The sequence below is a fragment of the Saccharopolyspora kobensis genome (genome assembly GCF_900108315.1).
GTDB lineage: Bacteria > Actinomycetota > Actinomycetes > Mycobacteriales > Pseudonocardiaceae > Saccharopolyspora > Saccharopolyspora kobensis.
In genome coordinates this window covers 92,646-114,720 of record NZ_FNVB01000009.1, presented here as the reverse complement: position 1 = coordinate 114,720, position 22,075 = coordinate 92,646, and the positions used below count along the sequence as shown (strand labels likewise).

Annotated in this window: 18 protein-coding genes; 9 read left to right on the top strand and 9 right to left on the bottom strand. The window is 71.5% G+C overall.

Features of this window, described 5'->3' with window-relative positions:
• Positions 1 to 4: 4 nt before the first annotated feature.
• The 4 genes from C4T78_RS27690 (at position 5) to C4T78_RS27675 (ending at position 2,964) form a co-directional block, all read left to right on the top strand.
• Positions 5 to 268: a hypothetical protein gene (locus C4T78_RS27690; RefSeq protein ID WP_093152439.1), complete on the top strand. Its 264-nt coding sequence runs from the start codon at positions 5 to 7 to the stop codon at positions 266 to 268.
• 4 nt (positions 269 to 272) lie between these two features.
• Positions 273 to 1,172, top strand: coding sequence for a hypothetical protein (locus tag C4T78_RS36565; protein ID WP_093351451.1), 900 nt, complete (start codon positions 273 to 275; stop codon positions 1,170 to 1,172).
• A gap of 140 nt (positions 1,173 to 1,312) precedes the next feature.
• Positions 1,313 to 1,732, top strand: coding sequence for a YciI family protein (locus C4T78_RS27680; protein ID WP_093351449.1), 420 nt, complete (start codon positions 1,313 to 1,315; stop codon positions 1,730 to 1,732).
• Positions 1,705 to 2,964 carry an RNA polymerase sigma factor gene (locus C4T78_RS27675; protein ID WP_235863473.1) on the top strand — a complete coding sequence of 420 codons (1,260 nt, stop codon included), beginning with the start codon at positions 1,705 to 1,707 and terminating at the stop codon, positions 2,962 to 2,964. The genes C4T78_RS27680 and C4T78_RS27675 overlap by 28 nt, the downstream gene beginning before the upstream one ends.
• Positions 2,965 to 2,968: 4 nt before the next feature.
• Here the strand turns inward: C4T78_RS27675 and C4T78_RS27670 are convergent, their stop codons facing one another.
• Positions 2,969 to 3,397, bottom strand: a complete 429-nt coding sequence (locus C4T78_RS27670; RefSeq protein WP_093351446.1) for a MarR family winged helix-turn-helix transcriptional regulator — start codon at positions 3,395 to 3,397, stop codon at positions 2,969 to 2,971.
• A gap of 54 nt (positions 3,398 to 3,451) precedes the next feature.
• On the opposite strand from C4T78_RS27670, the gene C4T78_RS27665 reads away from it, so the two are divergent.
• The 3 genes from C4T78_RS27665 (at position 3,452) to C4T78_RS27655 (ending at position 5,181) form a co-directional block, all read left to right on the top strand.
• Positions 3,452 to 3,775 (top strand): antibiotic biosynthesis monooxygenase family protein, encoded by a 324-nt coding sequence (locus tag C4T78_RS27665; RefSeq protein ID WP_093351443.1) that lies wholly within the window; start codon positions 3,452 to 3,454, stop codon positions 3,773 to 3,775.
• Between the two features lie 156 nt (positions 3,776 to 3,931).
• Positions 3,932 to 4,591, top strand: coding sequence for a TetR/AcrR family transcriptional regulator C-terminal domain-containing protein (locus C4T78_RS27660; RefSeq protein WP_235863472.1), 660 nt, complete (start codon positions 3,932 to 3,934; stop codon positions 4,589 to 4,591).
• Complete coding sequence (locus C4T78_RS27655) at positions 4,588 to 5,181, top strand: GNAT family N-acetyltransferase (protein ID WP_093351439.1); 594 nt, start codon at positions 4,588 to 4,590, stop codon at positions 5,179 to 5,181. The genes C4T78_RS27660 and C4T78_RS27655 overlap by 4 nt, the downstream gene beginning before the upstream one ends.
• 74 nt (positions 5,182 to 5,255) lie before the next feature.
• On the opposite strand, the gene C4T78_RS27650 is transcribed toward C4T78_RS27655, so the two are convergent.
• Entirely contained in the window at positions 5,256 to 6,137 is an 882-nt protein-coding gene (locus C4T78_RS27650; protein ID WP_093351437.1) for a sigma-70 family RNA polymerase sigma factor, read from the bottom strand.
• Between the two features lie 128 nt (positions 6,138 to 6,265).
• Between C4T78_RS27650 and C4T78_RS27645 the strand changes: the two genes are divergently transcribed.
• A complete protein-coding gene (locus C4T78_RS27645) occupies positions 6,266 to 6,919 on the top strand; it encodes a nitroreductase (RefSeq protein ID WP_093351435.1) in 654 nt (217 codons plus the stop codon).
• 11 nt (positions 6,920 to 6,930) lie between these two features.
• On the opposite strand, the gene C4T78_RS27640 is transcribed toward C4T78_RS27645, so the two are convergent.
• The 7 genes from C4T78_RS27640 to C4T78_RS27610 all read right to left on the bottom strand — a co-directional run bounded on the left by C4T78_RS27640 (position 6,931) and on the right by C4T78_RS27610 (position 21,347).
• The gene (locus C4T78_RS27640; protein ID WP_093351432.1) at positions 6,931 to 8,145 is read right to left on the bottom strand and encodes a hypothetical protein; all 1,215 of its coding nucleotides are present in this window, start codon (positions 8,143 to 8,145) and stop codon (positions 6,931 to 6,933) included.
• Between the two features lie 80 nt (positions 8,146 to 8,225).
• Complete coding sequence (locus C4T78_RS27635; protein ID WP_093351430.1) at positions 8,226 to 8,867, bottom strand: DUF8010 domain-containing protein; 642 nt, start codon at positions 8,865 to 8,867, stop codon at positions 8,226 to 8,228.
• Positions 8,860 to 9,291 (bottom strand): acyl-CoA thioesterase, encoded by a 432-nt coding sequence (locus C4T78_RS27630; protein WP_093351428.1) that lies wholly within the window; start codon positions 9,289 to 9,291, stop codon positions 8,860 to 8,862. The genes C4T78_RS27635 and C4T78_RS27630 overlap by 8 nt, the downstream gene beginning before the upstream one ends.
• Positions 9,292 to 9,351: 60 nt before the next feature.
• Positions 9,352 to 14,316, bottom strand: a complete 4,965-nt coding sequence (locus C4T78_RS27625) for an NAD-glutamate dehydrogenase (RefSeq protein WP_093351425.1) — start codon at positions 14,314 to 14,316, stop codon at positions 9,352 to 9,354.
• A gap of 140 nt (positions 14,317 to 14,456) precedes the next feature.
• A complete protein-coding gene (locus C4T78_RS27620) occupies positions 14,457 to 17,066 on the bottom strand; it encodes a hypothetical protein (RefSeq protein ID WP_143185821.1) in 2,610 nt (869 codons plus the stop codon).
• Between the two features lie 359 nt (positions 17,067 to 17,425).
• The gene (gene ettA / locus C4T78_RS27615; RefSeq protein WP_093351420.1) at positions 17,426 to 19,102 is read right to left on the bottom strand and encodes an energy-dependent translational throttle protein EttA; all 1,677 of its coding nucleotides are present in this window, start codon (positions 19,100 to 19,102) and stop codon (positions 17,426 to 17,428) included.
• A 214-nt stretch (positions 19,103 to 19,316) separates the two neighbouring features.
• Entirely contained in the window at positions 19,317 to 21,347 is a 2,031-nt protein-coding gene (locus C4T78_RS27610; protein ID WP_093351417.1) for a bifunctional copper resistance protein CopD/cytochrome c oxidase assembly protein, read from the bottom strand.
• Between the two features lie 93 nt (positions 21,348 to 21,440).
• Here C4T78_RS27610 and C4T78_RS27605 point away from each other — a divergent pair, with 93 nt between their 5' ends.
• Positions 21,441 to 21,983 carry a DUF3558 domain-containing protein gene (locus tag C4T78_RS27605; protein ID WP_235863471.1) on the top strand — a complete coding sequence of 181 codons (543 nt, stop codon included), beginning with the start codon at positions 21,441 to 21,443 and terminating at the stop codon, positions 21,981 to 21,983.
• The last annotated feature ends 92 nt before the right edge of the window (positions 21,984 to 22,075 follow it).

Here is a 22,075-nt window from a genome sequence, read left to right as displayed (position 1 = left end):
CTTCATGAACTTCCGGCATCGGACCGGTGGCGCCGGGGCGGTCGACATACCGCCGGCTCTGGGCAAGGCGATGGCCGACTACCGGGCTCTGCTCGACGAGCTGGAGAGCGGCGCCATCGACGAGTCGACGTTCCGGCACCGCGCGCTGCGCGTCGGTCTGGTCCTGCGGGAGCAGGACGCCTGGATCCTGGACCTGTCGACCGAGCGGTGGTGGCGCTACGACGGCGTGGCGCTGTCCAGCCTCCGCTTCGGCGACGCCGAGGGGTGAGGCCATGCCCGCCCCGACCGATCCGGTGCTCCTCCAGGAGCGCCTCAGCAGCATCGTCAGCGACATCGAGCAGGCCGAGTCCGGCTGGGTGCGTTCGCCGCTGTCGGCGCACCCGCTGCCGATCGGGACCTTGCGCAACCGCCTGCACAACGCCACGACGTGGCTCGGCCAGGTGTGGTCGTCCCACGCCCGCGGCGGGCCCGCGGTGCAGCGCTGGCTGACCGACGAGCCGCTCGGTTCCCCGGTGCCGCCCGCCAACCCGCGGCTCCCGCTGCGCAAGCAGTTCCGCGTCGCGCTGGCCACCGCGTTCCTGGGAGCGTCCGTGGCGGCGGGCTGCTACGTGCTGACCGCGCCGCTGGCGGACCCGTTCTTCGGGCTGATCCCGCCGGACATCTTCAGCAGGCTGCCGCCGTTCACCGAACGCCCGGTCGACAGCGGCCCGGACGGCCTGCAGGACCCGCTCACCTGGACGGCGCCGGGTTCCCCGGTGGTGGCGCGACACCCGGCCCCGCCCGCGCCCGAGCCGGCACCACCACCTGCTTCGGGTCCGGGCGAGGCGGTGACGCGGTCGGGTTCGCCGAGCGAAGAGCCAGCCGGGAACACCTCCCCGCAGCCGCCGACGCAGGTCCCGGTGCCGCCCGCGTCGCCGCCGGAGGGCTCCGCGCCCGTTGCTCCGCCGACGACCGCCGACCCGACGACCACGCCGCCGACCGGCGAACCGACCACGGTTCCGCCCACGACGACGAACCCGCCCACCACGCAGCCGCCCACGACGACGGCGCCGCCGACCACGACCGAGGAGCCGACCGAGACCGCGCCGACGACCACTCCGGAGCCCACCGCGACGGAGACCGCGCCGACGAATCCGCCCACCACGACGAGCCCGCCGACCGCGACTTCGTGATCGCGGCGGGACGGCGGCCAGTCGTAGGCTGCCGGAACCTGTCGGAAAAGGTTCGCGGGGCGTGTCGATCCGCGGTTCTCCCGTTCGACCTGGGAGTGCGGGTCCGGAGCGGACCCGGACACGTCCAGGGAGGCAGAACCGTGAAGTACATGCTGATCATGCGCGCCACCGAGGAGTCGTACGAGGCGTTCCAGAACGTCGACTTCAACGAGATCCTCGAAGCGATGGGCCGGTTCAACGAGGAGATGATCCAGGCGGGCGTGCTGGTGGCCGCGGAGGGGCTGGACGACGCCGCGGAGGGCGTGGTCGTCGACTACTCGTCCCAGCCGCCGGTGGTCACCGACGGCCCCTACGGCGAGACCAAGGAGCTCTTCGGCGGGTACTGGATCGTCGACGTCGCCTCCAAGGAGGAGGCCGTGGCGTGGGCGAAGCGGGCGCCGATGGCCGGGCCCGGCAGCAAGTGCGAGATCCGCCGGATCTCCAGCATCGACGAGTTCCCGCAGGACAACGAGTGGGTCCGGAAGGAGCGGGCTTGGCGCGAGACGACCGGCCAGCTCTGAGCCGGGACGCCGTCGCGGCGGTGTGGCGGATCGAGTCGGCGCGGATCGTCGGCGCGCTGGCCCGCTACACCGGTGACTTCGCGCTCGCCGAGGACCTCGCGCAGGAGGCGTTCGCGGAGGCGCTCGTGACGTGGCCGCGCAGCGGTGTGCCTGCCAGCCCTTCGGGTTGGCTGCTCACCGTGGGCAGGCGCCGCGCGATCGACGTGTTCCGCCGCCGCACCGCGCTCGACGAGCGGTACGCCGTCCTCGCCCGCGACCGGGGCGAGGACGGCGCCGAGGACGCGCTCTGGGACCCGGACCGGATCGACGACGACGTGCTCGCGCTGATGTTCACCGCCTGCCACCCCGCGCTGTCGGCCGAGGCGCGGATCGCGCTCACGTTGCGCGTGATCGGCGGCCTGACCAGCGACGAGATCGCCAAGGCGTTCCTGGTCCCGACCGCCACGGTGCAGGCCCGCATCACCCGGGCGAAGAAGGCGCTCGCCGCGGCCCGCGTGCCCTTCGCCGTGCCCGCGGCCGCGGAGCGCACCGAGCGGCTCGGTTCGGTGCTCAGCGCGATCTACGTGATCTTCACCGAAGGCTCGTCGGCGAGCTCCGGCACCGAGTTGATCAGGGTCGATCTCGCGCACGAAGCGCAGCGCCTGGCGCGGGTGCTGAGCCGTCTGATGCCGGAGGAACCGGAGGTCCACGGCTTGCTCGCGCTGCTGGAGCTGACCGCGGCGCGCTTCCCGGCGCGCACCGGGCCGGACGGCGAGCCGGTGCTGCTCGAACACCAGGACCGCCGCCGCTGGGACCGCACCGCGATCCGCCGCGGCCGAGCCGCGCTGGCCCGCGCCGAGAAGGCCGGGCGAGGCCTGGGCGCCTACGGTCTGCAGGCTGCGATCGCCGAGTGCCACGCCGTCGCGGCGTCGGTCGACACCACGGACTGGGATCGCATCGTGCTCTGCTACGAGGCGCTCGGCAGGCTAGCGCCGTCACCGGTGGTGGAGCTGAACCGGGCGGTCGCGGTCTGCATGGCCAGCGGGCCGGCCGCCGGGCTGGCGATCGTGGACGAGCTGGCGGCGACCGGAGCGCTGCCGAACTCGCACCTGCTGCCCAGCGTTCGCGGCGAACTGCTCACTCGGCTCGGCCGCACCGACCTGGCGCGCGCCGAGCTGGAGCTGGCCGTCCAGCGGTGCGGCAACCAGCGCGAGCGGGCGGTGCTCGAGCGCAAGCTCGCCGACCTCGGCTGAACGCTCAGGTCAGGTTCTCGGCGCACGCGGCCAGCAGCTCGGCCAGTCGGCGCACGTCGGCGTGGGCGAGCCCGGCCGTCATGCGCTCGTCGGCGTCGAGCACGATGCCGTCCGCCTCGTCGAGCAGCGCGCGGCCCTGCTCGGTGAGCGTCACCGGCCGGGCCCGGCCGGTGGTGGGCTGCTCCGCGACGCTGGCCAAACCCGCCGCCTTGAGCCCGTTCAGCACGTCGCGCAGGGACTGGCGGGTGACGAAGGTGCGGCGGGCGAGCTCGGCCGCCGGGGCTCCCGGTGCGTCGGCCAGCGCGCGCAGGACCGCGTACTGGGACATCGACAGGCCCAGCGGGCGGAGGCGTTCCTCGCACGTGCGGTGGAACGACTGCTGCACCTGCTTGACCAGGTAGCCGACCCGCTGGCGCACGTCCTCTTGACTCATGACAGGAACCTTACACATACTTCCGCGTCAGGAACCTGACACAGGGAGAACGCCATGTCCCGGATCTCGACCGAAGCCCCGATCACCACCCTGATCAACGTGTTCACCGTCCGGCCGGAGCGGCAGCGCGCGCTGATCGACCTGCTCGGGCGGGCCACCGAGGAGGCCATGCGGCACCTGCCCGGCTTCGTCTCGGCCAACATCCACGCCAGCACCGACGGCACCAAGGTGACCAACTACGCCCAGTGGCGCTCCGCCGAGGACTTCCACGCCATGCTCGGCGACCCGGCCGCCCGGGAGCACATGGAGCTGGCCGCCGAACTGGCGGAGCGGTACGAGCCGCACCTGTACACCGTCGAATCGGTGCACCAGCGGTGACCTAACTCCGTACCATATACAGTGTACGTGCTACGGTGATTATCCCGTTCACCGGAAGCGCGGAGGTGCGTCATCGGAGAAGAGCAGGAGATACCCGCGGTCATCGCCGGGATGTGGGGCCTGGAACCCACCTCCCGGCGAGGGCCGCGGCGGGGCTTGGACCTCGACCGGATCACCGCCGCGGCCATCGAGATCGCGGACGCCGACGGACTGGCCGGAGTGCGCATGAGCAGCGTCGCCACCCGGCTCGGCGTCTCGACGATGGCCCTGTACGGCTACGTCGGCAGCAAGGAGGACCTGCTGATCGCGATGGCCGACGCGGTCGTGCCGGCACCGCCCGAGCCCGACGGCGCGCCGTGGCGCGAGTACCTCACGACCTGGACCCGCGCCAACCGCGACTTCCTCGCCGGCCACCCGTGGCTGCTCAGCGGCTCACCGGCCGTTCCGCCGACGGGTCCGCGCGCGCTGCGCTGGCTGGACCGGGCGCTGGCCGCGCTGGACGGCACCGGCCTGGACGCCGGCGAGGCGATCAACATCGCCACCGCGCTGTCCGGCTACGCCCGGAGCAGCGCCGCCCTCGCCATCGGTCTGCGCGGTGCGGTCGGCGAAGCGCCGCCCGGACCCGTCGGCTACGCCGAAGTCCTCGCCCGCGTTCTCGACGACCGAGGTCATCCCGCGCTGCACGCGGCCGTGCACGCGGGCGCTTTCGGCCCGGCGGAGCAGTGGGTCGAGGACAGCGACTTCACCTTCGGGCTCGACCTGCTGCTGGACGGCGTGCAGGCGCTCATCGCCCGGCGATCCGGGGAGAGCGCATGATGATCGAAATCCGGCCCGCCGCCGAGCTGGGCGAGAGCTACCGGCGACGGATCACCGAAGTCTTCATCGACGGGTTCGGTCCCGACTTCGCCTTCTTCTCCAAGGATCCGCGCAAGCTCGTCGACGCCTTCGAGCACATGCTGGTGCTCGACGTCTTCCACGTGGCGCTGGCCGACGGCGAGCCCGCGGCCATCGCCGCTTGCACCGACGGACGGCGGCGTTCGACGCAGAGCGACCCGGCGGAACTGCGCAAGCACCTGGGACCGGTCAAGGGGACCTTCGCGGGCGTCATGTTCCAGCGCACGTTCACCGAAGCCCTCGCCGAGCCGCGGGAGGCAACGGCTTCGATCGAGTTCGTCGCCTCCGCGACGAGATTCCGCGGCAAGGGCGCCGCGAAGGCCCTGCTGGCCCACCTGCTCGCCCTGCCGCAGTACCGCGAGTACCTGCTGGAAGAGGTCTCCGACATCAACGAACCCGCGCTGCGGCTGTACGAGAAGCTCGGCTTCCGCGAGTACAAGCGCAAGAAGGTGCGCCACACCCGCTGGACCGGCATCAACCACTACGTCTCGCTGCGACTCGTCCAGGACTGAAACCCGTGAGTGCTTCGGGGCGCTGCAGCACCCCGAAGCACTCACGGGTCCGAGGCGACCTGGTCGGACCGGATTCACGTGTCGAGAACGGCGAGTTCGAGCGTCCGCAGTCGAGCGGGATCTCCGATGAGCTCGTATCGAGCGATCTTGTTCCCGTCAACGGTGATCGCGAGGGCCAGCAGCAACCTGCCTCGCGGGGCGACCACGAGTCCGACCGCCCCGTTCACCAGCGCCGGTTCCGCGAATCGCGCATTGCGTCCGAACCCCGCGATCTCCTCCGCGACGGCTCGCGCACCGCTGACCTCGGTCGCTCGCCCCGCCGACAGCGCTGCGCGGTCGGCGACCCGCACCACGTCGGGAGCCAACACCGCGACGACCCCGGTCACGTCTCCGGAGCGTGCCGCAGCCAGGAACGCCTCGACCAATCGCCGGTGCTCAGCGAGTTCCGCGCCGCCGACCGAAGGAGTGCCCCGCACTTTCCGGCGCGCGCGGCTGGCGAGCTTCTTCGCAGCCACCGACGACCGCCCCACGATGGGCGCGATCTCGGCGAACGGCACTGCGAGCGTTTCGTGCAGCACGAACGCGACCCGCTCCGCGGGCGTCAGCGCGTCGAGCACGACCAGCAGGGCCCGGCCGACCTCGTCGACGAGGACCGCTTCTCGTTCCGGGGCGTCCCGGTCGACCGGCGAACTCCGGTCGGGGACCTGTTCGCCGACCAGCTCCTCACGCCTGGCCCGGCGCGCGCGCAGCATGTCGAGACACACGTTGGACACGACCGTCCGCAGCCATCCACCGAGATTCGCGACGTCCGCTCGGTCGGTTCGGGTCAGGCGCATCCAGGTCTCCTGGACGGCGTCCTCCGCCTCGCTCGTGGAACCGAGCATCCGAAACGCCACCGCTCGCAGGTGCGGGCGCTGAGCCTCGAAACGGTCCACGAGCGAATCGTGCTCGTTCATCGGTCACCTCTTCCCGTCGCCGGCCGTCAACAGAGGGGAGACCACAACACAGCCGACGCAGCGGGAGCACCGATGACCTCTTGCGATCATAGGGCGACATCGCTCGACCAGGCCGGTGGTGCCTGTCGATGAACGTCTACGACGCGGTGGCCAGCCGCCGAGCGGTGCGCCGGTTCATCGACGCACCAGTACCGCGAGAAGTGCTCGAACGCGTGCTCACCGCTGCCTCTCGTGCTCCGTCCGGAGGCAACCTGCAGCCGTGGCGCTGCTACGCGCTGACCGGCAATTCGCTCGCCGAGGTGAAGAGGCGCACCGCTGAGCGCGTGACCGCAGGTGATCCCGGGGATCCGCGCGAGTTCGAGATGTACCCGCCGGTGTTGACATCGCCGTACCGCGAACGTCGCGCGCTCGCTGCCGAACAGCGGTACGCCGCGCTCGGGATCGCACGTAGCGACGAGCGGGCTCGTCGGCGGGCCGTCGCCGCCAACTGGGACTGCTTCGGCGCCCCGGCCGCCCTCTTCTGCTACATCCCCCGGGAGATGGGCTCGGCCCAGTGGGTCGACATCGGCATCTACCTGCAGACGCTCATGCTGCTGCTCCGCGCCGAGGGATTGCACAGCTGCCCGCAGATGGCGTGGTCGGTGTACCGGAGAACCGTCGCGGAAGTCGTCGCCCCGCCGGACGACCTCGTGCTCTTCTGCGGCGTGTCGATCGGATTCGAGGACGCGACGGCGGCACCCGTCCGCACAGCGCGCGCGGAAACGACCGTGTTCCTCGACTGATCGGGTCGCGCTCAGAACTGGATCTGCGTGGCGGACACCGCGCAGGGATCGCACCAGAAGCCGAAGAGCAGCGGCTCGAAGCCCATCGCGCCGAACGGGGTCGGGCCGCTGTCGATCGCGATCAGGAACGGCATGAAGTCGCCGCAACCCGGGCAGTGCGGGTGCGTTTCCGGTGATGGCCAGTGCGGCAGCCCGCCCACCTGGTGCCGAGACCGCCCGGCGATCGCGGGCAGGCTGAAGCCGATCTGGTTCGGATGCGGTTCGAGCACCATCGACCGCTCGCCGGGGACGACGCAGCGGTCGGATCCGCCCGGCCCCTGCGGTCCGAAGTGGACGTGCACGCCGTTCGAGGTGAGACCGACGACGATGCGGTCCACTTCCAAGCAGCCGCAGGTGAACCAGTAGAAGGACGGATCCCGGGTCAGGGCGTGCGGCAGGTCCCGCGCCGACAGGGTCAGGACGCGCTCGGCGGGTGCCCCGCAGTCCGCGCAGAGCGGCACGTCGCCCGCCGGGACACCGCCCATGACGTGCGGACTCGCACCGGCGTCGGCGACGAAACCGGCGAAGGCCGGGCGGAAACCCGCCGGTGCGCCGGCGTACGGGAGTCGCCCGGCCAGCGGCATCAACCAGTCCCAGTCCCGCATGAGCGCGCGATCGCTCTCCAGCGACTGGATGAGGTCGGCGGCGTGCTCGGTCCGGATCAGCGCCAGATCGTGCAGGTGGTCCAGATCGCGGCTCTCGTGCCACCTCGTGAACAGCCGGTCGGCGACTTCGTCGGGAGCGCCGGAGAGCAGGATGCGCTGCACGCTCGGGCTTTCGATGCGGTCCGCGTAGGGCCGCACGCGTTCCGGGTGGTGCACCGCGATGGAGAACAGCACCGAGGACAGCGGCGAATTCGGCTCCGGGGTGGCGAGGTAGTCCTGGACGTAGGCGTCGAGGAGGCTGCCGGGCAGCCAGCGCACCAGCCTGGAAGCGGCCCTGACCAGGTCACCGGTGGTGCCGCGCAGCCGCTCGGCCGCGCGGGTCTTCTCCGCTTCGGCGCCAGGAACCATCTCCAGGTACACCGCGACGAACGAGGCGACGCGGCTGTCGGATGTCGCCACGAGGCACTCGGCCGCCGCGGGCACTCCGCTGTCCACCAAGCGCGCGATGACGCGCGCTTCCTTCTCCGGCACCGACAGCTCGGAGCCGAGCACGATCCGCTCGACCTCTTCCAGGACGCCCACACCGACTCCCGATCACCTGTTCCGCTGAGCCGAACGTAGTCGTCCTCGCATCCCGGCGGAGCGGGAACCACGAATCGGCGTCAGATCAGCAGCGGGAGGAGGGCGTGGCGGCGGCGGACGACCGCGCCGTAGCGGGAGTCCAGGCGCAGCCAGGCGTCGGTCGCGCTGACCCGGACGATCTCGGACTCCGGCGGCTCGGCGACCAGGAAGCCCATGCCGGACAGCACGAACAGGCAGCGCAGCGGGACCTTCACCTCGTAGCCCGCGCCGGAGACCGTGAAGACCTCCTGGTCCAGCAGCGACGCCGGCGGTGTCCCCTTCGGACCGACGTTGTCCTTGGCCACGTCGATACCGCGCTCGGCGACCTCGCCGACGACGCGCGCCGGGAGGTCGTCCACGCGCTGCCAGCCCGCGGTCGGGGGCAGCTCCGAACGCCACAGCAGATCGCGGGGCGGGCCCGGGTCCATCACCGGGCCGCCCGCGACCGTCAGCGTCGCCAGCAGTTCGTTGCCGGAGACCGTCAGGTCCGCCGGTTCCACTTCTGCCGCAACGGATCTCGTGCACAGCGCGTCGAAGGGCGTGGCCGCCCAGACGTCCGCGCGACCGGTGTTCGCGCGGTTGCGCAGCCGCACCAGCGCCTGCCCGTCCAGGCGCACCGCTCGCGCCACGAACGCGCCCAGGTCCTCGCGTTCGACCGCGTCGGGCATTCGCAGTTCAGGCACGGCTGTTCTCCGACTTCGCCGTTTCCAGCTGCCACTCGGCCAGGAAGGCGCGCTCCTCCGCGGTCAGCCGCCGCGGCCGACCGGCCTGCAGGTCGTAGGGCACCATCAGGGTTTCCGCGGTGGCCACCGCTTCCTGCGCGTAGGCGGTGTAGTCGACGACGAACGACGCCGCCTTCAGGTCCCGCACCGACATCTGGACCTGCAGCGACTTCGACCGGTACAGCAGCGGGCTGTGGTAGTCGATCATGACCCGGGCCACCACCATGCCCTCGGCCATGCCGAGCAGGCCCTGCCGCTCGGCCTCGGTGAACAGCAGCTCGGCGCGGGCCTCCTCCAGCAGCGTGATCGTCCGGGCGTGGTTGACGTGCCCGAACGCGTCCATGTCGGACCAGCGCAGGGCCACCTCTGCTACGAACGCGCCCACTGGGGAGCTCCCTTCCTGCCGTGCGGGTGGCCCGCGGTCGCCCGCGAGCCACCCGGCAACTCACCGGACCATGCTGCGCAGCTGGCGCGCGGCCACCGACAGCGTGGCCAGGTCGAGCCGGCCGGAGCTCTTGATCTGCTCCAGCGACGAGTTGGCCCTCGCCAGTCGCGACTCGTTGGCCGACTCCCAGTGAGCGATCTTCTGCTCGGAGTCGTCCCCCGGATCGCTGGTCCGCAGGACGTCGATGGTGATCGCGCGCAGCGATGCGTAGAAATCATCCCGCAACGCCAACCGGGCCAGCGAGTGCCACCGGTTCCCGCGCTCCAGCTCGTTGACCGCCAGCAGCATCCGCTCCACGTCGAGGTGCTCGGCGAGCGTGTAGTACAGGTCCGCGCTCTCGCGCGGGCTGCGCTCGGCGCTCACCCCGGCATCGCGCTCGGCCAGCTCGGCGACCTCGCGGATGTCCAGCAGCGCGAAGGAGTCCAGCAGGGTGCCGACCCGTTCGGCCAGCTCCACCGGCACTCCCGCCGCCGTCCACCGGTCGATCATCTCGCTGGCGCCCTCGGCCGCCCGGCCGCGCAGCAGCCCGCGCACCGCGCTCGACAGCTCCGCGACCACCGGCCGGAAGCGGGCGATCTCGGCGCCGATGGCCAGCGGCTGGGGCCGGTTGTTCAGCATCCAGCGCGCCGCCCGGTCCAGCAGCCTGCGGCTCTCCAGGACCAGTTCGTCGGCCACCGAGCTGGGCACCGAACCGCCCAGCGCGTCGATCTGCCGCCACAGCGAGTGCAGGTCGTAGACGTTGGTGACCACCGCGAAGGCGCGCACCGCGTCCGTGGTCGAGGCGCTGATCTCCTCGGACAGCCGGTAGGCGAAGGAGATGCCACCGCCGTCGACCATCTCGTTGACCAGCAGGGTCGTGATGATCTCGCGGCGCAGCGGGTGCGCGGTGATCGCGTCGGCGTAGCGCTCCTGCAGCGGCTTCGGGAAGTACTCCGGCAACCGGCTGCCGAACGCCTCGGTGTCCGGCAGGCCGCTGGCCAGCACGTCCCGCTTCAGCGACAGCTTGACGTGCGCCATCAGCGTCGCCAGCTCGGGCGAGCTGAGGCCCTCGCCGTTCTTCTCCCGCTCGCGGAACTCCTTGACCGTGGGCAGCGCCTCCAGCTTGCGGTCCAGCCCGGCGCTCTTCTCCAGCGCGGTGACCTGGCGGGCGTGCACCGACACCATCGGCCCGGCGTGCGACCGGGAGATGCCCAGCACCGCGTTCTGCCGGTGGTTGTCGGTGAGCACCAGCTCGCCGACCTCGTCGGTCATGTCCGCCAGCAGCTCGTTGCGCTGCTCGCCGGTCAGCCTGCCCTCGGCCACCAGGTGGTCCAGCAGGATCTTGATGTTGACCTCGTGGTCGGAGCAGTCCACGCCCGCCGAGTTGTCCAGCGCGTCGGTGTTGACCTTGCCGCCCGCCCGGGCGAACTCGATCCGGCCCAGCTGGGTCAGGCCCAGGTTGCCGCCCTCGCCGACGACCTTGACCCGCAGGTCCGCGCCGTTGACCCGGACCGCGTCGTTGGCCTTGTCGCCCACCTCGGCGTGCGTCTCGCCGCTCGCCTTGACGTAGGTGCCGATGCCGCCGTTCCACAGCAGGTCGGTCGGGGCCAGCAGGATCTTCTTGATCAGCTCGGCCGGGGCCAGCTGGCGCACCGACTCGTCGATGCCCAGCGCCTGCCGGATCTGCGGGTTCAGCGGGATCGACTTCAGCGAGCGCGACCACACGCCACCGCCCGCGCTGATCTTGCTGCGGTCGTAGTCGTCCCACGTCGAGCGCGGCAGCTCGAACAGCCTGCGGCGTTCGGCGAAGGACACCGCGGGATCCGGGTCGGGGTCGATGAACACGTGCATGTGGTTGAACGCCGCGACCAGCCGGATGTGCTCGGAGAGCAGCATCCCGTTGCCGAACACGTCACCGGCCATGTCGCCGATGCCGACCACGGTGAAGTCCTCGCTCTGGGTGTCCAGGTCCAGTTCGAGGAAGTGCCGCTTGACGCTCTCCCACGCGCCCTTGGCGGTGATGCCCATGGCCTTGTGGTCGTAGCCGACCGAGCCGCCCGATGCGAAGGCGTCGCCGAGCCAGAAGCCGTAGGACTTGGCCACGTCGTTGGCGATGTCGGAGAACGTCGCGGTGCCCTTGTCGGCGGCCACCACCAGGTAGGTGTCGTCGCCGTCGTGGCGCACCACGCCCTGCGGCGGGGCGACCGCGCCGCCGACCAGGTTGTCGGTCAGGTCCAGCAGCCCGGAGATGAACATCCGGTAGCAGGCGATGCCCTCGTCCAGCGTCGCCTTGCGGTCGGCGGCCGGGTCACCGGTGGGCGACGGCGGCCGCTTGACCACGAACCCGCCCTTCGCGCCGACCGGCACGATCACCGCGTTCTTCACCGCCTGCGCCTTGACCAGGCCCAGGATCTCGGTGCGGAAGTCCTCCCGGCGGTCCGACCAGCGCAGCCCGCCGCGGGCCACCGATCCGTAGCGCAGATGCACGCCCTCCACCCACGGCGAGTACACGAAGATCTCGAACTGCGGGCGCGGCTCGGGCAGCCCGGGGATCTCCTTGGGCTCCAGCTTGAACGCCAGGTAGGGGCGCTCCCGGTCCGGGTCGGCGGAGAAGAAGTTGGTGCGCAGCGTGGCCCGGATAAGGCTCAGGTAGCTGCGCAGGATCTTGTCCGCGTCGAGGCTGGTCACCTCGTCGATCAGCTTGGTGACCTCGTCCACCAGGTCGGCTTCGCGGGCCTCGCGCTCCGCGGGCTCCAGCGCCGGGTCGAAGCGCGCCTCGAACAGCCGGACCAGCGTGGTCGTGGTGGTGCGGTGCGCCAGGATCGCGTCCTCGATGTAGTCCTGGCTGTAGGCGATGCCGACCTGCCGCAGGTACTTGGCGTAGGCGCGCAGCACCGACGCCTGCCGCCAGTTCAGCCCGGCGCGCAGCACCAGCGCGTTGAACCGGTCGACCTCGGCGGCGCCGAGCCAGGTGGCGCGGAAGGCCTCCTCGAAGCGCTCGCGCAGCGTGTCCAGCAGGCTCGAATCCACCCTGTCCAGCAGCTCCGCGTCCAGCCGCAGGCCGAAGTCGTAGATCCAGTACTGCTGGTCGGCGCTGTCCAGCGAGATCTCGTACGGGCGCTCGTCGACGACCTCGACGCCCATGCTCTGCAGCACCGGCAGCACGCGGGACAGGGTCACCCGGCCGCCGACGTAGATCTTGAACCGGCGCTGCCCGCCGCTGGAGTCGCGCGGCGCGTAGAACGACATCTTCAGGTCGTCGGGACCGGACAGCGACTCCAGTCGCCGCAGGTCGGCGAGGCCCTCGGCGGCGGTGAAGTCCTCCTTGTAGGCCTCCGGGAAGCTCGCCGCGTAGTGCTGGCCGAGCTGGCTCATGGCCTCCGACAGGCTGCGGGCCACGTGCCCGTCGCGGCTGGAGCCGGACTGCTCGGCGTCGACCTCCTCCACCATCCGGTCGTCCCAGGTGTGGATGGCCTCGTCCAGCCGCCGCTGGATGCGCCCCAGGTCCGGCTCGACCTGGTTCTCCGGATCGGTGTGCACCACGAAGGCGACCCGGGCCAGCGCGGATTCACCCACCCGCGTGCTGTACTCCAGGCTGGTGCCGCCCAGCTCGGCCAGCAGCACCTCCTGCATGGCCAGCCGCGAGCTCGTCGTGTACCGGTCGCGCGGCAGGTACACCAGGACCGAGTAGAAGCGGCCGTAGGGGTCGCGGCGCAGGAACGGCTTGAGCTTGCGGCGCTCGGCCAGCGCCAGCACGCCGGTGATGGTCTCCTGCAGCGTGTCCGAGTCGGTGGAGAACAGCTCGGCGCGCGGGTAGTTCTGGATCTCCTCCAGCATCCGCTGGCCGGAGTAGGACTCCATCGGGAATCCCGCGCTGTGGATGACGTCGCGCACCCGGCGCTCGATGAACGGGATGTCCAGCACGTTCTCGTGCAGCGCCGTGGTGGTGAACAGGCCCAGGAAGCGGTGCTCACCGGTCACCGCACCCGATTCGTCGAAGGTCTTGACCCCGACGTAGAACGGGTGCACCGGACGGTGCACTGTGGACGGTTCGCTGGCCTGGGTCAGCACCAGCAGCTCCGGCGACAGCGCGCCGGCCGCGTCCGGCCAGGTGGCGAGGCTGCGGGCGGCGACGCTGTCGCCGCGCAGCACGCCGAGGCCGGAGGCCAGCACGGCCTGCAGCGCCGGTTCGGAGCCGTCCTGGACCAGCTCGTAGTGGCGGTATCCGAGGAAGGTGAAGTGCCCGTCGGCCAGCCAGCGCAGCAGCCCGGCTCCGTCGCTGACCTCCGCCGCCGACAGCGGCGGCGGGTTCTGCTCCAGCGCACCGGCCAGCGCGCGGGCCGCGGCGTGCATCCGCTCGGTGTCCTCGACGACCTCGCGCACGTCGTTGAGCACGTCGGTCAGGCCGTGGCTGAGGGCGTCCAGGCGCTCGGGGTCGGTGACCTGGTCCACCTCGACGAACATCCAGCTCTCGACCAGCGAATCGGCGGGCGGCGCGGCCGGGTCGGCACCGGGCAGCACCTCCAGCAGCTCACCGGCGACGTCGCGGCGCACCGCGATGATCGGGTGGATGATGCGCTGCACCGCAGCGCCGTCGCGGCCGAGCTCGGCGATCACCGAATCGACCAGGTAGGGGGAATCGTCGGTCACGATCTGCACCACCGTGGCCGGGCTCTGCCAGCCGTCGGTGGTCCGCTCCGGGTTGAAGATCTGCACCAGCGGTCGGCCGGCGACCCGCGTCGCGGCCAGCCTGTGGTGCGAGCGCAGCGCGCCGACCAGGTCGGCGGGCTCGTCGTCGACGAACTCCTCGGCGGGGACGTGCCGGTAGTAGGCGCGCAACAGCTCGGCCAGCTCCGGAGCGGTCTCCGCCGCTCTGTCGAGCAGGCGGCTCTTGACGATTTCGGGGTTCCCGGATCGCTCCCCAGCCGAGTCTTCCCCATCGGTCTGCGGTCGTCCGGTCTTCAACTGTCCGGGATTCGAGGTCATCTTCAGGCAGCTCCACGCTTGACGGCACCTCTTTGTGCCCACAGGTTCCACCATAAGACTGCCAGTTCCCGCCACGGCCGGAGGGCGGCCAGGTGGTCCTGCGCGTGAAGAGCGGCACAATGATCGATTACCTGGACGTTTCAGAACAGCGGATCCGTCGCCGCAGCGTCGAATCCAGGCCGCCGGTGCCGCGCCACCGCACCCGCCCCGTGATCGTCCGATGTGGACTGCAACGGGCTCCGGGAAAGCCGGGACGGCTCGGTGATCCCGGACACATGCGGTTCGCTGTGCCGACCGGAGCGGGACGCCCCCGACTCCGCCTCGCCGCGGCGCCCGCTCTCGTAGGCCAGCAGCGCCTCGGTGAGCAGCTCGGCGAGACCGGCCTTCTCCGGAACCACGGAGTCGACCAGCGGCTCCGGCTGCGGCTCGGCCACCGGCAGGTTCGGGTGGGTGTCCTCAGCCGGGAGCTCCGCCTGCGGTGGCTCCGGGGCGGCGGTGGGCAACTCCGGGCGGGTGTCCTCGGCCGTCTCGTCCGGCTGGCGGTGCCGGGCGACCGCCTCGGCGGCGGGCTCCGGTTCGTCCGGCTCGGCGTGCCGGGCCCGGCGGCGGCCGCCGCGGGGCTGTTCGGGCAGCTGGAGGCTCGCCCTGATCTCGGCCAGCGACCGGCCGCGCGAGCGCCGTCCGCCGCCCTCGCCCCGGCTGGGTGCCTCGTCTGCGCTGCTTCCGGCCGGTTCGGCCTCGGTGCGCTGGTCGTCTTCCGGGGCTCCGGTGGCGACCGGTTCCGGAGCACCGTGGCGCGGCGCGGCTGGTCGCTGCTCGGCGGGCTCCGGGGCGATCACCGGCAGGATCGCGGTGGCGTCGGCGGGCAGGTCCGCGCCGAGCGGTTCCGGGAGCAGGGCCGCCGCCGCGGGTTCCGGGGCGGCCGCGCTGGCCGGTTCGGTCCCGATCTGCCACTCGAGCGACGGCTCCGGCTGCGTGACCGGCAGGTCGGGGAAGGTGTCCTCCGCGCCGGACTGCTGGTCCAAGAGCTCGGTGGGCCACCAGTCCGATCGCCCGGCGCCCTCCGCCTGCTCGTGGTGCTCCTGCTCGGCGGCATCGGCTGCGGCAGGTGCCTGCTCGGCGCGGCGCTGGTGCGCGCTGGCCATCAGGTCTTCGAACAGCGCCGGGTCGAGCAGCATCGTCGGCTCGTCCGCCGCTCGCGATCCGCTCGCCTCCTCCTGCCGGTGGCGGCGCTCTTCGCGCAGCTCAGCGGCCCGGCTGGTGAGCGATTCCATCAGCAGGCGAGCCGCGTCGGCGGCATCGTCGGACTCCGGCCGCGGCCTGGGCAGCAGCTCCGTCGCCTGGTCGGCCGATCCGGATGGCGCAACCGCGCCGGACGGAGTGCTTCCGGTGGCACCGGGCACCGCTCGGCCGGAGTCCTCGCTGCTCGGAGTCTCGGCCGAAGCAGGTTCGGCACCCGGGTTCTCACTGCTCGGCGCCTCGGGCTCAGCGCTCCGGGGCGCACCGGCCCTCGCAGCAACGCTCGGCACCTCGATGATGCCGAACTCGACGCCGGGTTCGGGGCTCGGAACGTCGACTTCGAGCCGTTCGGTCTCCGCGGAGCCGATCGTTTCGGGTTCGAACGCTGCCGCCTCAGCAGGCCAGGCGGCGGGCGGCTGCTCGTCCGCTTCCGGTGACCGCTCCGCCTGCTGCCCGGACCGCGGGTCGGGCCGGGGAACGTCCGACGGGCCGGACTCGGGCGGCGCCGAACCCGATCCCCGGGACTGCCGGGGCACGTCCACGCACTTGCCGAGCTCCGGGTACTCGGCTAGCAGCCGGACCCGCGCGTGGTGCACCGCAGCGCGCCAGCGCCGGTCGGCCGCGTACGCACCGCGCAGCGCCCGCAGCGCATCGGGGAACTCCGAGCCGCGCTCGTGCACCTGGGACAGGGTGTTGAGCGCTTCGGCGAGCAGGCCGTCGAGCTTGTGCCGCTCGGAGATGGCCGCCGTGTCGCCGAGCACCCGCAGCGCCGCCGCGTGATCGCCGTTGGGCAGGTGCACCCGGGTGGCCAGCGCCAACCCCAACCAGCCGACCGGACCGGCCGCAGCGGCGCGCACCGGCTCGGCGAGCACCCTCTCGGCGGCCGTGACCGCCTCCGACCGGTGCCCGAGCTCCAGCAGCGACTGCACCCGCTCCAGCACCAGCCGGGTCCGGATCTCACCGCTGTCGGCCGCCGGATCACCGAGCTGCTGGAGCTGGTCCAGCCCCGCTTCAGTGGCTTCCGTCGCCTCGGTGAACTCGCCCAGCCGGCGGTGGTGGCCCGCGCGGGCCGCGCAGACGCGGGCCTGCAGCAGCCGGGCGATGTCCCGGTTGCTCTCCCCCGCGCCGTACAGCCGTTCGGCCTCGTCCAGCGCATCGGTCCGCGAACCGTCCTGCTGGTGCACGGGCATCGAGGCGGCCAGCGCCAGCAGCGCGTGCGCGCGCAGCGACGGTTCGATCCGCTCCTGCTCCAGCACCGGCCGCAGGATCCGGGTCGCGACCTCCGGGCTGCCCGCGGCGCACGCGCACCACGCCAGCTCGACCCGCAGCTCGGCCGTCACCTCGGCGTCGCCCGCCGATTCGGCGTCGCGGACCGCGGCGAGAGCCCGGCCGGTGGCCGGGACACCTCGCCCCAACCGGTTCGAGGCGAACAGGGCGAGCGCTTCCGCGCGCAGCCGAGCCGCCTGGTCACCGGCGCGCCTGGCGAGCGCGACAGCGCGATCACTGAGCACCAACGCGAGCTCGGGGACCCTCCACCGCATCTGGTGCGCGGGTTCGAGGAGTCCTTGCGCCGAGCCTGGGTCGGGTGGTCCGGACACGCTCGCCAAGGCGCCTCCGTTCTAGACGATTGATTCCTTTTCTATAGGCCGCAGCCGCGACGCGTCTACCAACAACGGCATGAGCTGCCGCAAGCGCGCAGCGCTTGGCCCACCCTCGCAACTCGTGCCGCCGCGGGTTCTGAGCGGTTTCCTGGCGAGGACGGCCCCTCCGCCGTGCATTGGTCATACATCAGGAGAGGCGCCCGCAGGCCAGGAACCGCTCAGGTTCCGCCACCCGCACCGCCACGCAGAACGAGCAAGGAATCAACCATCTAGCCCCGGGTCAGTTTGCGGTGCGTCACGCGGTGCGGACGGGCCGCCTCCGCGCCCAGCCTATCGATCTTGTTCTGCTCGTAGCCCTCGAAGTTGCCCTCGAACCAGAACCACTTCGCCGGATTCTCGTCGTCGCCCTCCCACGCCAGGATGTGCGTGGCGACGCGGTCCAGGAACCACCGGTCGTGGGAGATGACCACCGCGCAGCCGGGGAACTGCTCGAGCGCGTTCTCCAGCGAGCTCAGGGTCTCCACGTCCAGGTCGTTGGTCGGCTCGTCCAGCAGGATCAGGTTGCCGCCCTTCTTGAGCGTCAACGCCAGGTTGAGCCGGTTGCGCTCACCACCGGAGAGCACGCCCGCCGGCTTCTGCTGGTCCGGGCCCTTGAAGCCGAACGCGCTGACGTAGGCGCGCGAGGGCATCTCGACCTGGCCGACCTGGATGTAGTCCAGCCCGTCGGAGACGACCTGCCAGACGTTCTTCTCCGGGTCGATGTTGGCCCGGTTCTGGTCGACGTAGGAGAGCTTGACGGTCTCGCCGACCTTGACCGTGCCCGAGTCCGGCTCCTCCAGACCCACGATGGTCTTGAACAGCGTCGTCTTGCCGACGCCGTTCGGGCCGATGACGCCGACGATGCCGTTGCGCGGCAGCGTGAACGACAGGTCGTCGATGAGCAGGTTGTCGCCGAAGCCCTTCTTGAGGTTCTCCACCTCGACCACGACGTTGCCCATCCGCGGGCCCGGCGGGATCTGGATCTCCTCGAAGTCGAGCTTGCGGGTCTTCTCCGCCTCCGCGGCCATCTCCTCGTAGCGGTTCAGACGCGACCGCGACTTGGTCTGGCGGGCCTTGGCGTTGGAGCGGACCCAGTCCAGCTCGTCCTTCAGGCGCTTGGCCAGCTTGGCGTCCCGCTTGCCCTGGACCGCCAGGCGCTCGCCCTTCTTCTCCAGGTAGGTCGAGTAGTTGCCCTCGTACGGGTAGGTGCGGCCGCGGTCCAGCTCCAGGATCCAGCCGGCCACGTTGTCCAGGAAGTACCGGTCGTGGGTCACGGCGAGCACGGCGCCCGCGTAGTTGGCCAGGTACTGCTCCAGCCACAGCACGCTCTCGGCGTCGAGGTGGTTGGTCGGCTCGTCGAGCAGCAGCAGGTCGGGCTTGCTCAGCAGCAGCTTGCACAGGGCCACCCGGCGGCGCTCACCACCGGAGAGGTTCTTGACGTCGGCGTCCGGCGGCGGGCACCGCAGCGCGTCCATCGCCTGCTCCAGCTGCGAGTCCAGCTCCCACGCGTCGGCGTGGTCCAGGTCCTCCTGGAGCTTGCCCATCTCCTCCATCAGCTCGTCGGAGTAGTCGGTCGCGAGCTGCTCGGCGATCTCGTTGAAGCGGTTGAGCTTCTGCTTGATCTCGCCGACGCCCTCCTCGACGTTGCCGAGGACCGTCTTCTCCTCGTTGAGCGGGGGCTCCTGCTGCATGATGCCGACCGTGTAGCCCGGCGACAGGAACGCCTCACCGTTGTTCGGCTGGTCGAGTCCCGCCATGATGCGCAGCACGGTCGACTTACCAGCGCCGTTCGGCCCGACGACGCCGATCTTGGCGCCCGGGTAGAACTGGATCGTCGCGTTGTCGAGGATGACCTTGTCACCATGCGACTTGCGCACGTTTTTCATGGTGTAAATGAACTCGGCCATGCCCCGAATCGTAGTTGCGCCCCGTGTCGGGCCGCGCACGCGGTCCCCATGCGCTCAGCGGCCGATCTCCGCCCCGCCTCTCCGGCGGTCGTCACCTCCTCGACCAGCGCCGCCGCCTCGGGAATCCGCGGCCGCCACCCGAGGCCGCCGGACGAGCACCGCTCAGCGCGGCGGAACGGCCGCCACCCGTGCGGACTGCTGCCGATCGGCCAGGTCAGCTGCTCCGCTGGTCGTCCTTGTCGGCGAGTCGCTTGAGCATCTCGTTGTACGCGTTCAGGTCCGCGTCGCCGTCGGCATCGGCCTTCCGGTCGATCCTGCGCGCCGCGCGATTGTCCGCCCGCGACCACTGGATCAGCAGCGCGAGCATCACCACCACCAGCGGGACCTCACCGGAGGCCCACGCCAGGCCGCCGCCCAGCCGCTGGTCGGCGAGCAGATCGGTGACCCACGGCAGGTCCAGGCCGCGGTAGAAGTCGCCGCCGATCACCGTCGAGGACATCATCAGCGCGATGCCGAAGAAGGCGTGGAACGGCATGGACGCGAAGACCAGCCCGACCTTGCCCATCGGCGGCAGCTGCCGCGGCGCCGGGTCGACGCCGATCACCGGCCAGTAGAAGATGTAGCCGACCAGCAGGAAGTGCGCGTTCATCGCCAGGTGCGCCCAGTGCTGCGTCAGCGCCGCTTCGAACAGGCCGGTGAAGTACAGCGCGTAGAACGAGCCCACGAACAGCACCAGCGCGACGATCGGGTTGGTCAGCGCGCGCGTCACCGGCGAGTGCACGAAGGCCAGCAGCCACTCGCGGGGGCCCGGCGGCTGCTCCTTGCCCGCAGGCTTGAACACCCGCAGCGCCAGCGACGTCGGGCCGGCCAGCACCAGGAACACCGGGGCCAGCATGGACAGCAGCATGTGCTGGCCCATGTGCACGCTGAACACCGCGGGCGCGTACTTGCCGATGCCCGAGGAGGTGGCCACCAGCAGCGTCGCGCAGCCGCACAGCCAGGCGACGGTGCGCCCGACCGGCCAGCTGTCGCCGCGCTTGCGCAGCCTGCGCACGCCGACCAGGTAGAGCGCGGCCATGGCCAGCGCGAGGGTGCCGTAGACCAGGTCGAACCGCCAGTCGAACATCAACCGGAACGCGGTCGGCGGTTCCGGCAGCGGGTAGCCGATCAGCAGCTCGGTCCGGTCCGGGACGCCCCGCACGACACCGTCCGGCGGCGGCGTGCGCCCGAGCGCGACGCCGATGCCGATGGTGGCGAACATGACCAGCGCCTCGACCGCGCCCAGCCGCAGCAGCGCGGCCACGCCGGTCTTCTCCTCGATGTGCTGCACCGCGCTGCGCCGCTGGAAGAACCCGAACACGCCGAGCACCACCAGCGCGGCGATCTTGAGCAGCATCAGCAGGCCGTAGTCGGTGGTGAACAGCTGCTCCGGCGTCATCCGCACGAACGCGTTGATCACACCGGACAGCGCCATCGCCACCCAGCACACCAGCGCGATCAGCGAGTACCGCCGCGCGACGACCGGCAGGTGCGCACCGCGGCGGGCGGCGTGCGCCACCAGCGCCACCAGGCCGCCGACCCACAGCGCCGCGCCGAAGAGGTGGAACAGCAGGCTGTTGGTGGCGATGTCGTGCGATCCGCCGCTGGCGGAGTGACCGGTGGCGATCACCGGGAACAGGGCCAGCAGGCTCAGCCCGAACGTGACGACCGTCCAGCCCCACGACAGCACGACCCGGCAGGCCAGCACGACCACGAACGCGATCACCGCGGTCAGCAGCCACGCCTTGGCCTGCTCCAGCGCGTCGATCAGGCCGAAGAGGACCTCGGAGTCGAGCACGTCGCCCACCGGGCGCCCGGTGGCGTCCGCGGCGATGAACGGCACCATCAGGACCGCGCCCACGCACCAGACGGCGGCCGCCCAGCCAGCGGTGCGGACCGCGGCGTAGCCGTCCGCGGCGAGCGCGCGCGAGGGCTGCGCGGGGATGCCGAAGGCGGCCAGCAGCAGCGCCCCGATGCTCACGACCGCTGCGGACTCGGTGATCACGCGGATCACCGGCAGCCCGTACTGCGTGACCGGCCCCGGATCCGGCAGGCCCAGCAACGCGTAGGAAGCTCCTGCGGAGAGGGCGGTGAGCGCGGCGGCGACCACCGCCGCGAGCACGACGGCGGTGACGATCAGCACGCCCACTGAGCTGGGCGAGCCGCGCCGTTCCGCTTCTTTGTCCAGGGTGGTCTCGGATGGCACAAACCGAGCGTAACCGCCGATTTGAAACGTCCGGTTCGCAGGCCGCCGGGTCGACGGATGATCTCCGGCCGGGGCGAGCGCTACGGTTACGCCGTGACCGTAGTCCGTCGCTGTGCGCTCATGGTGCCGATGCTGCTGCTGTCCGCCGCCTGCGCCGAACCGGTGACCGGTGAGCCGGTGCCGGCCGCCGGGTTCCGCGACGAGCCGACGACCTCCGGGAGCACTCCGACCGACTCCCCGCCCGAGATCGACCCGTGCGGTCTGCTGGCGCCCGAGGACCTGGCGGCCTTCGGCGGCCCGGCCGGTCCTCCGCGCCCCGACCAGCCGCTTCCGGGCACCTGCACCCATCCGCTGACCAGCGGTCCGGCCAATGCCGCGGCGGCGGGCTTCTACGACCCGGTGGCGGCGGTGACCGAGCGCCAGCCCGGTGGTGCGGCGGTGGACGTCGAGGGCCGCCCGGCGTGGCTGTACTGCGAGCTGGTCGACGCGCACCAGACCTGCACGGCGGCCACTTCGCTCGGGCCGGACCGCTCGCTGCTGACCATGCTGACCCTGCGGGACTCCTCCGCGGCGGACACCGCCGATCACCTGTTCGGCCTCACCACCGCGGCGCTGCGCCGACTACCACCGGCCTGACCGGCGACGACACCGGTCACTGCGGTCGTCGATCTCCGGTTGGAAGATCTCGGCTCCGCTTGTCGAAATGACCGCCCGCCGTTCGAGGCGTT

Bases quoted from the DNA above. Each gene is read 5' to 3' on its own strand.
- C4T78_RS27690 (WP_093152439.1), top strand. From the start codon at position 5: ATGAACTTCCGGCATCGGACCGGTGGCGCCGGGGCGGTCGACATACCG.
- C4T78_RS36565 (WP_093351451.1), top strand. From the start codon at position 273: ATGCCCGCCCCGACCGATCCGGTGCTCCTCCAGGAGCGCCTCAGCAGC.
- C4T78_RS27670 (WP_093351446.1), bottom strand. From the start codon at position 3,397: ATGAGTCAAGAGGACGTGCGCCAGCGGGTCGGCTACCTGGTCAAGCAG.
- C4T78_RS27665 (WP_093351443.1), top strand. From the start codon at position 3,452: ATGTCCCGGATCTCGACCGAAGCCCCGATCACCACCCTGATCAACGTG.
- C4T78_RS27655 (WP_093351439.1), top strand. From the start codon at position 4,588: ATGATGATCGAAATCCGGCCCGCCGCCGAGCTGGGCGAGAGCTACCGG.
- C4T78_RS27650 (WP_093351437.1), bottom strand. From the start codon at position 6,137: ATGAACGAGCACGATTCGCTCGTGGACCGTTTCGAGGCTCAGCGCCCG.
- C4T78_RS27645 (WP_093351435.1), top strand. From the start codon at position 6,266: ATGAACGTCTACGACGCGGTGGCCAGCCGCCGAGCGGTGCGCCGGTTC.
- C4T78_RS27625 (WP_093351425.1), bottom strand. From the start codon at position 14,316: ATGACCTCGAATCCCGGACAGTTGAAGACCGGACGACCGCAGACCGAT.
- ettA (WP_093351420.1), bottom strand. From the start codon at position 19,102: ATGGCCGAGTTCATTTACACCATGAAAAACGTGCGCAAGTCGCATGGT.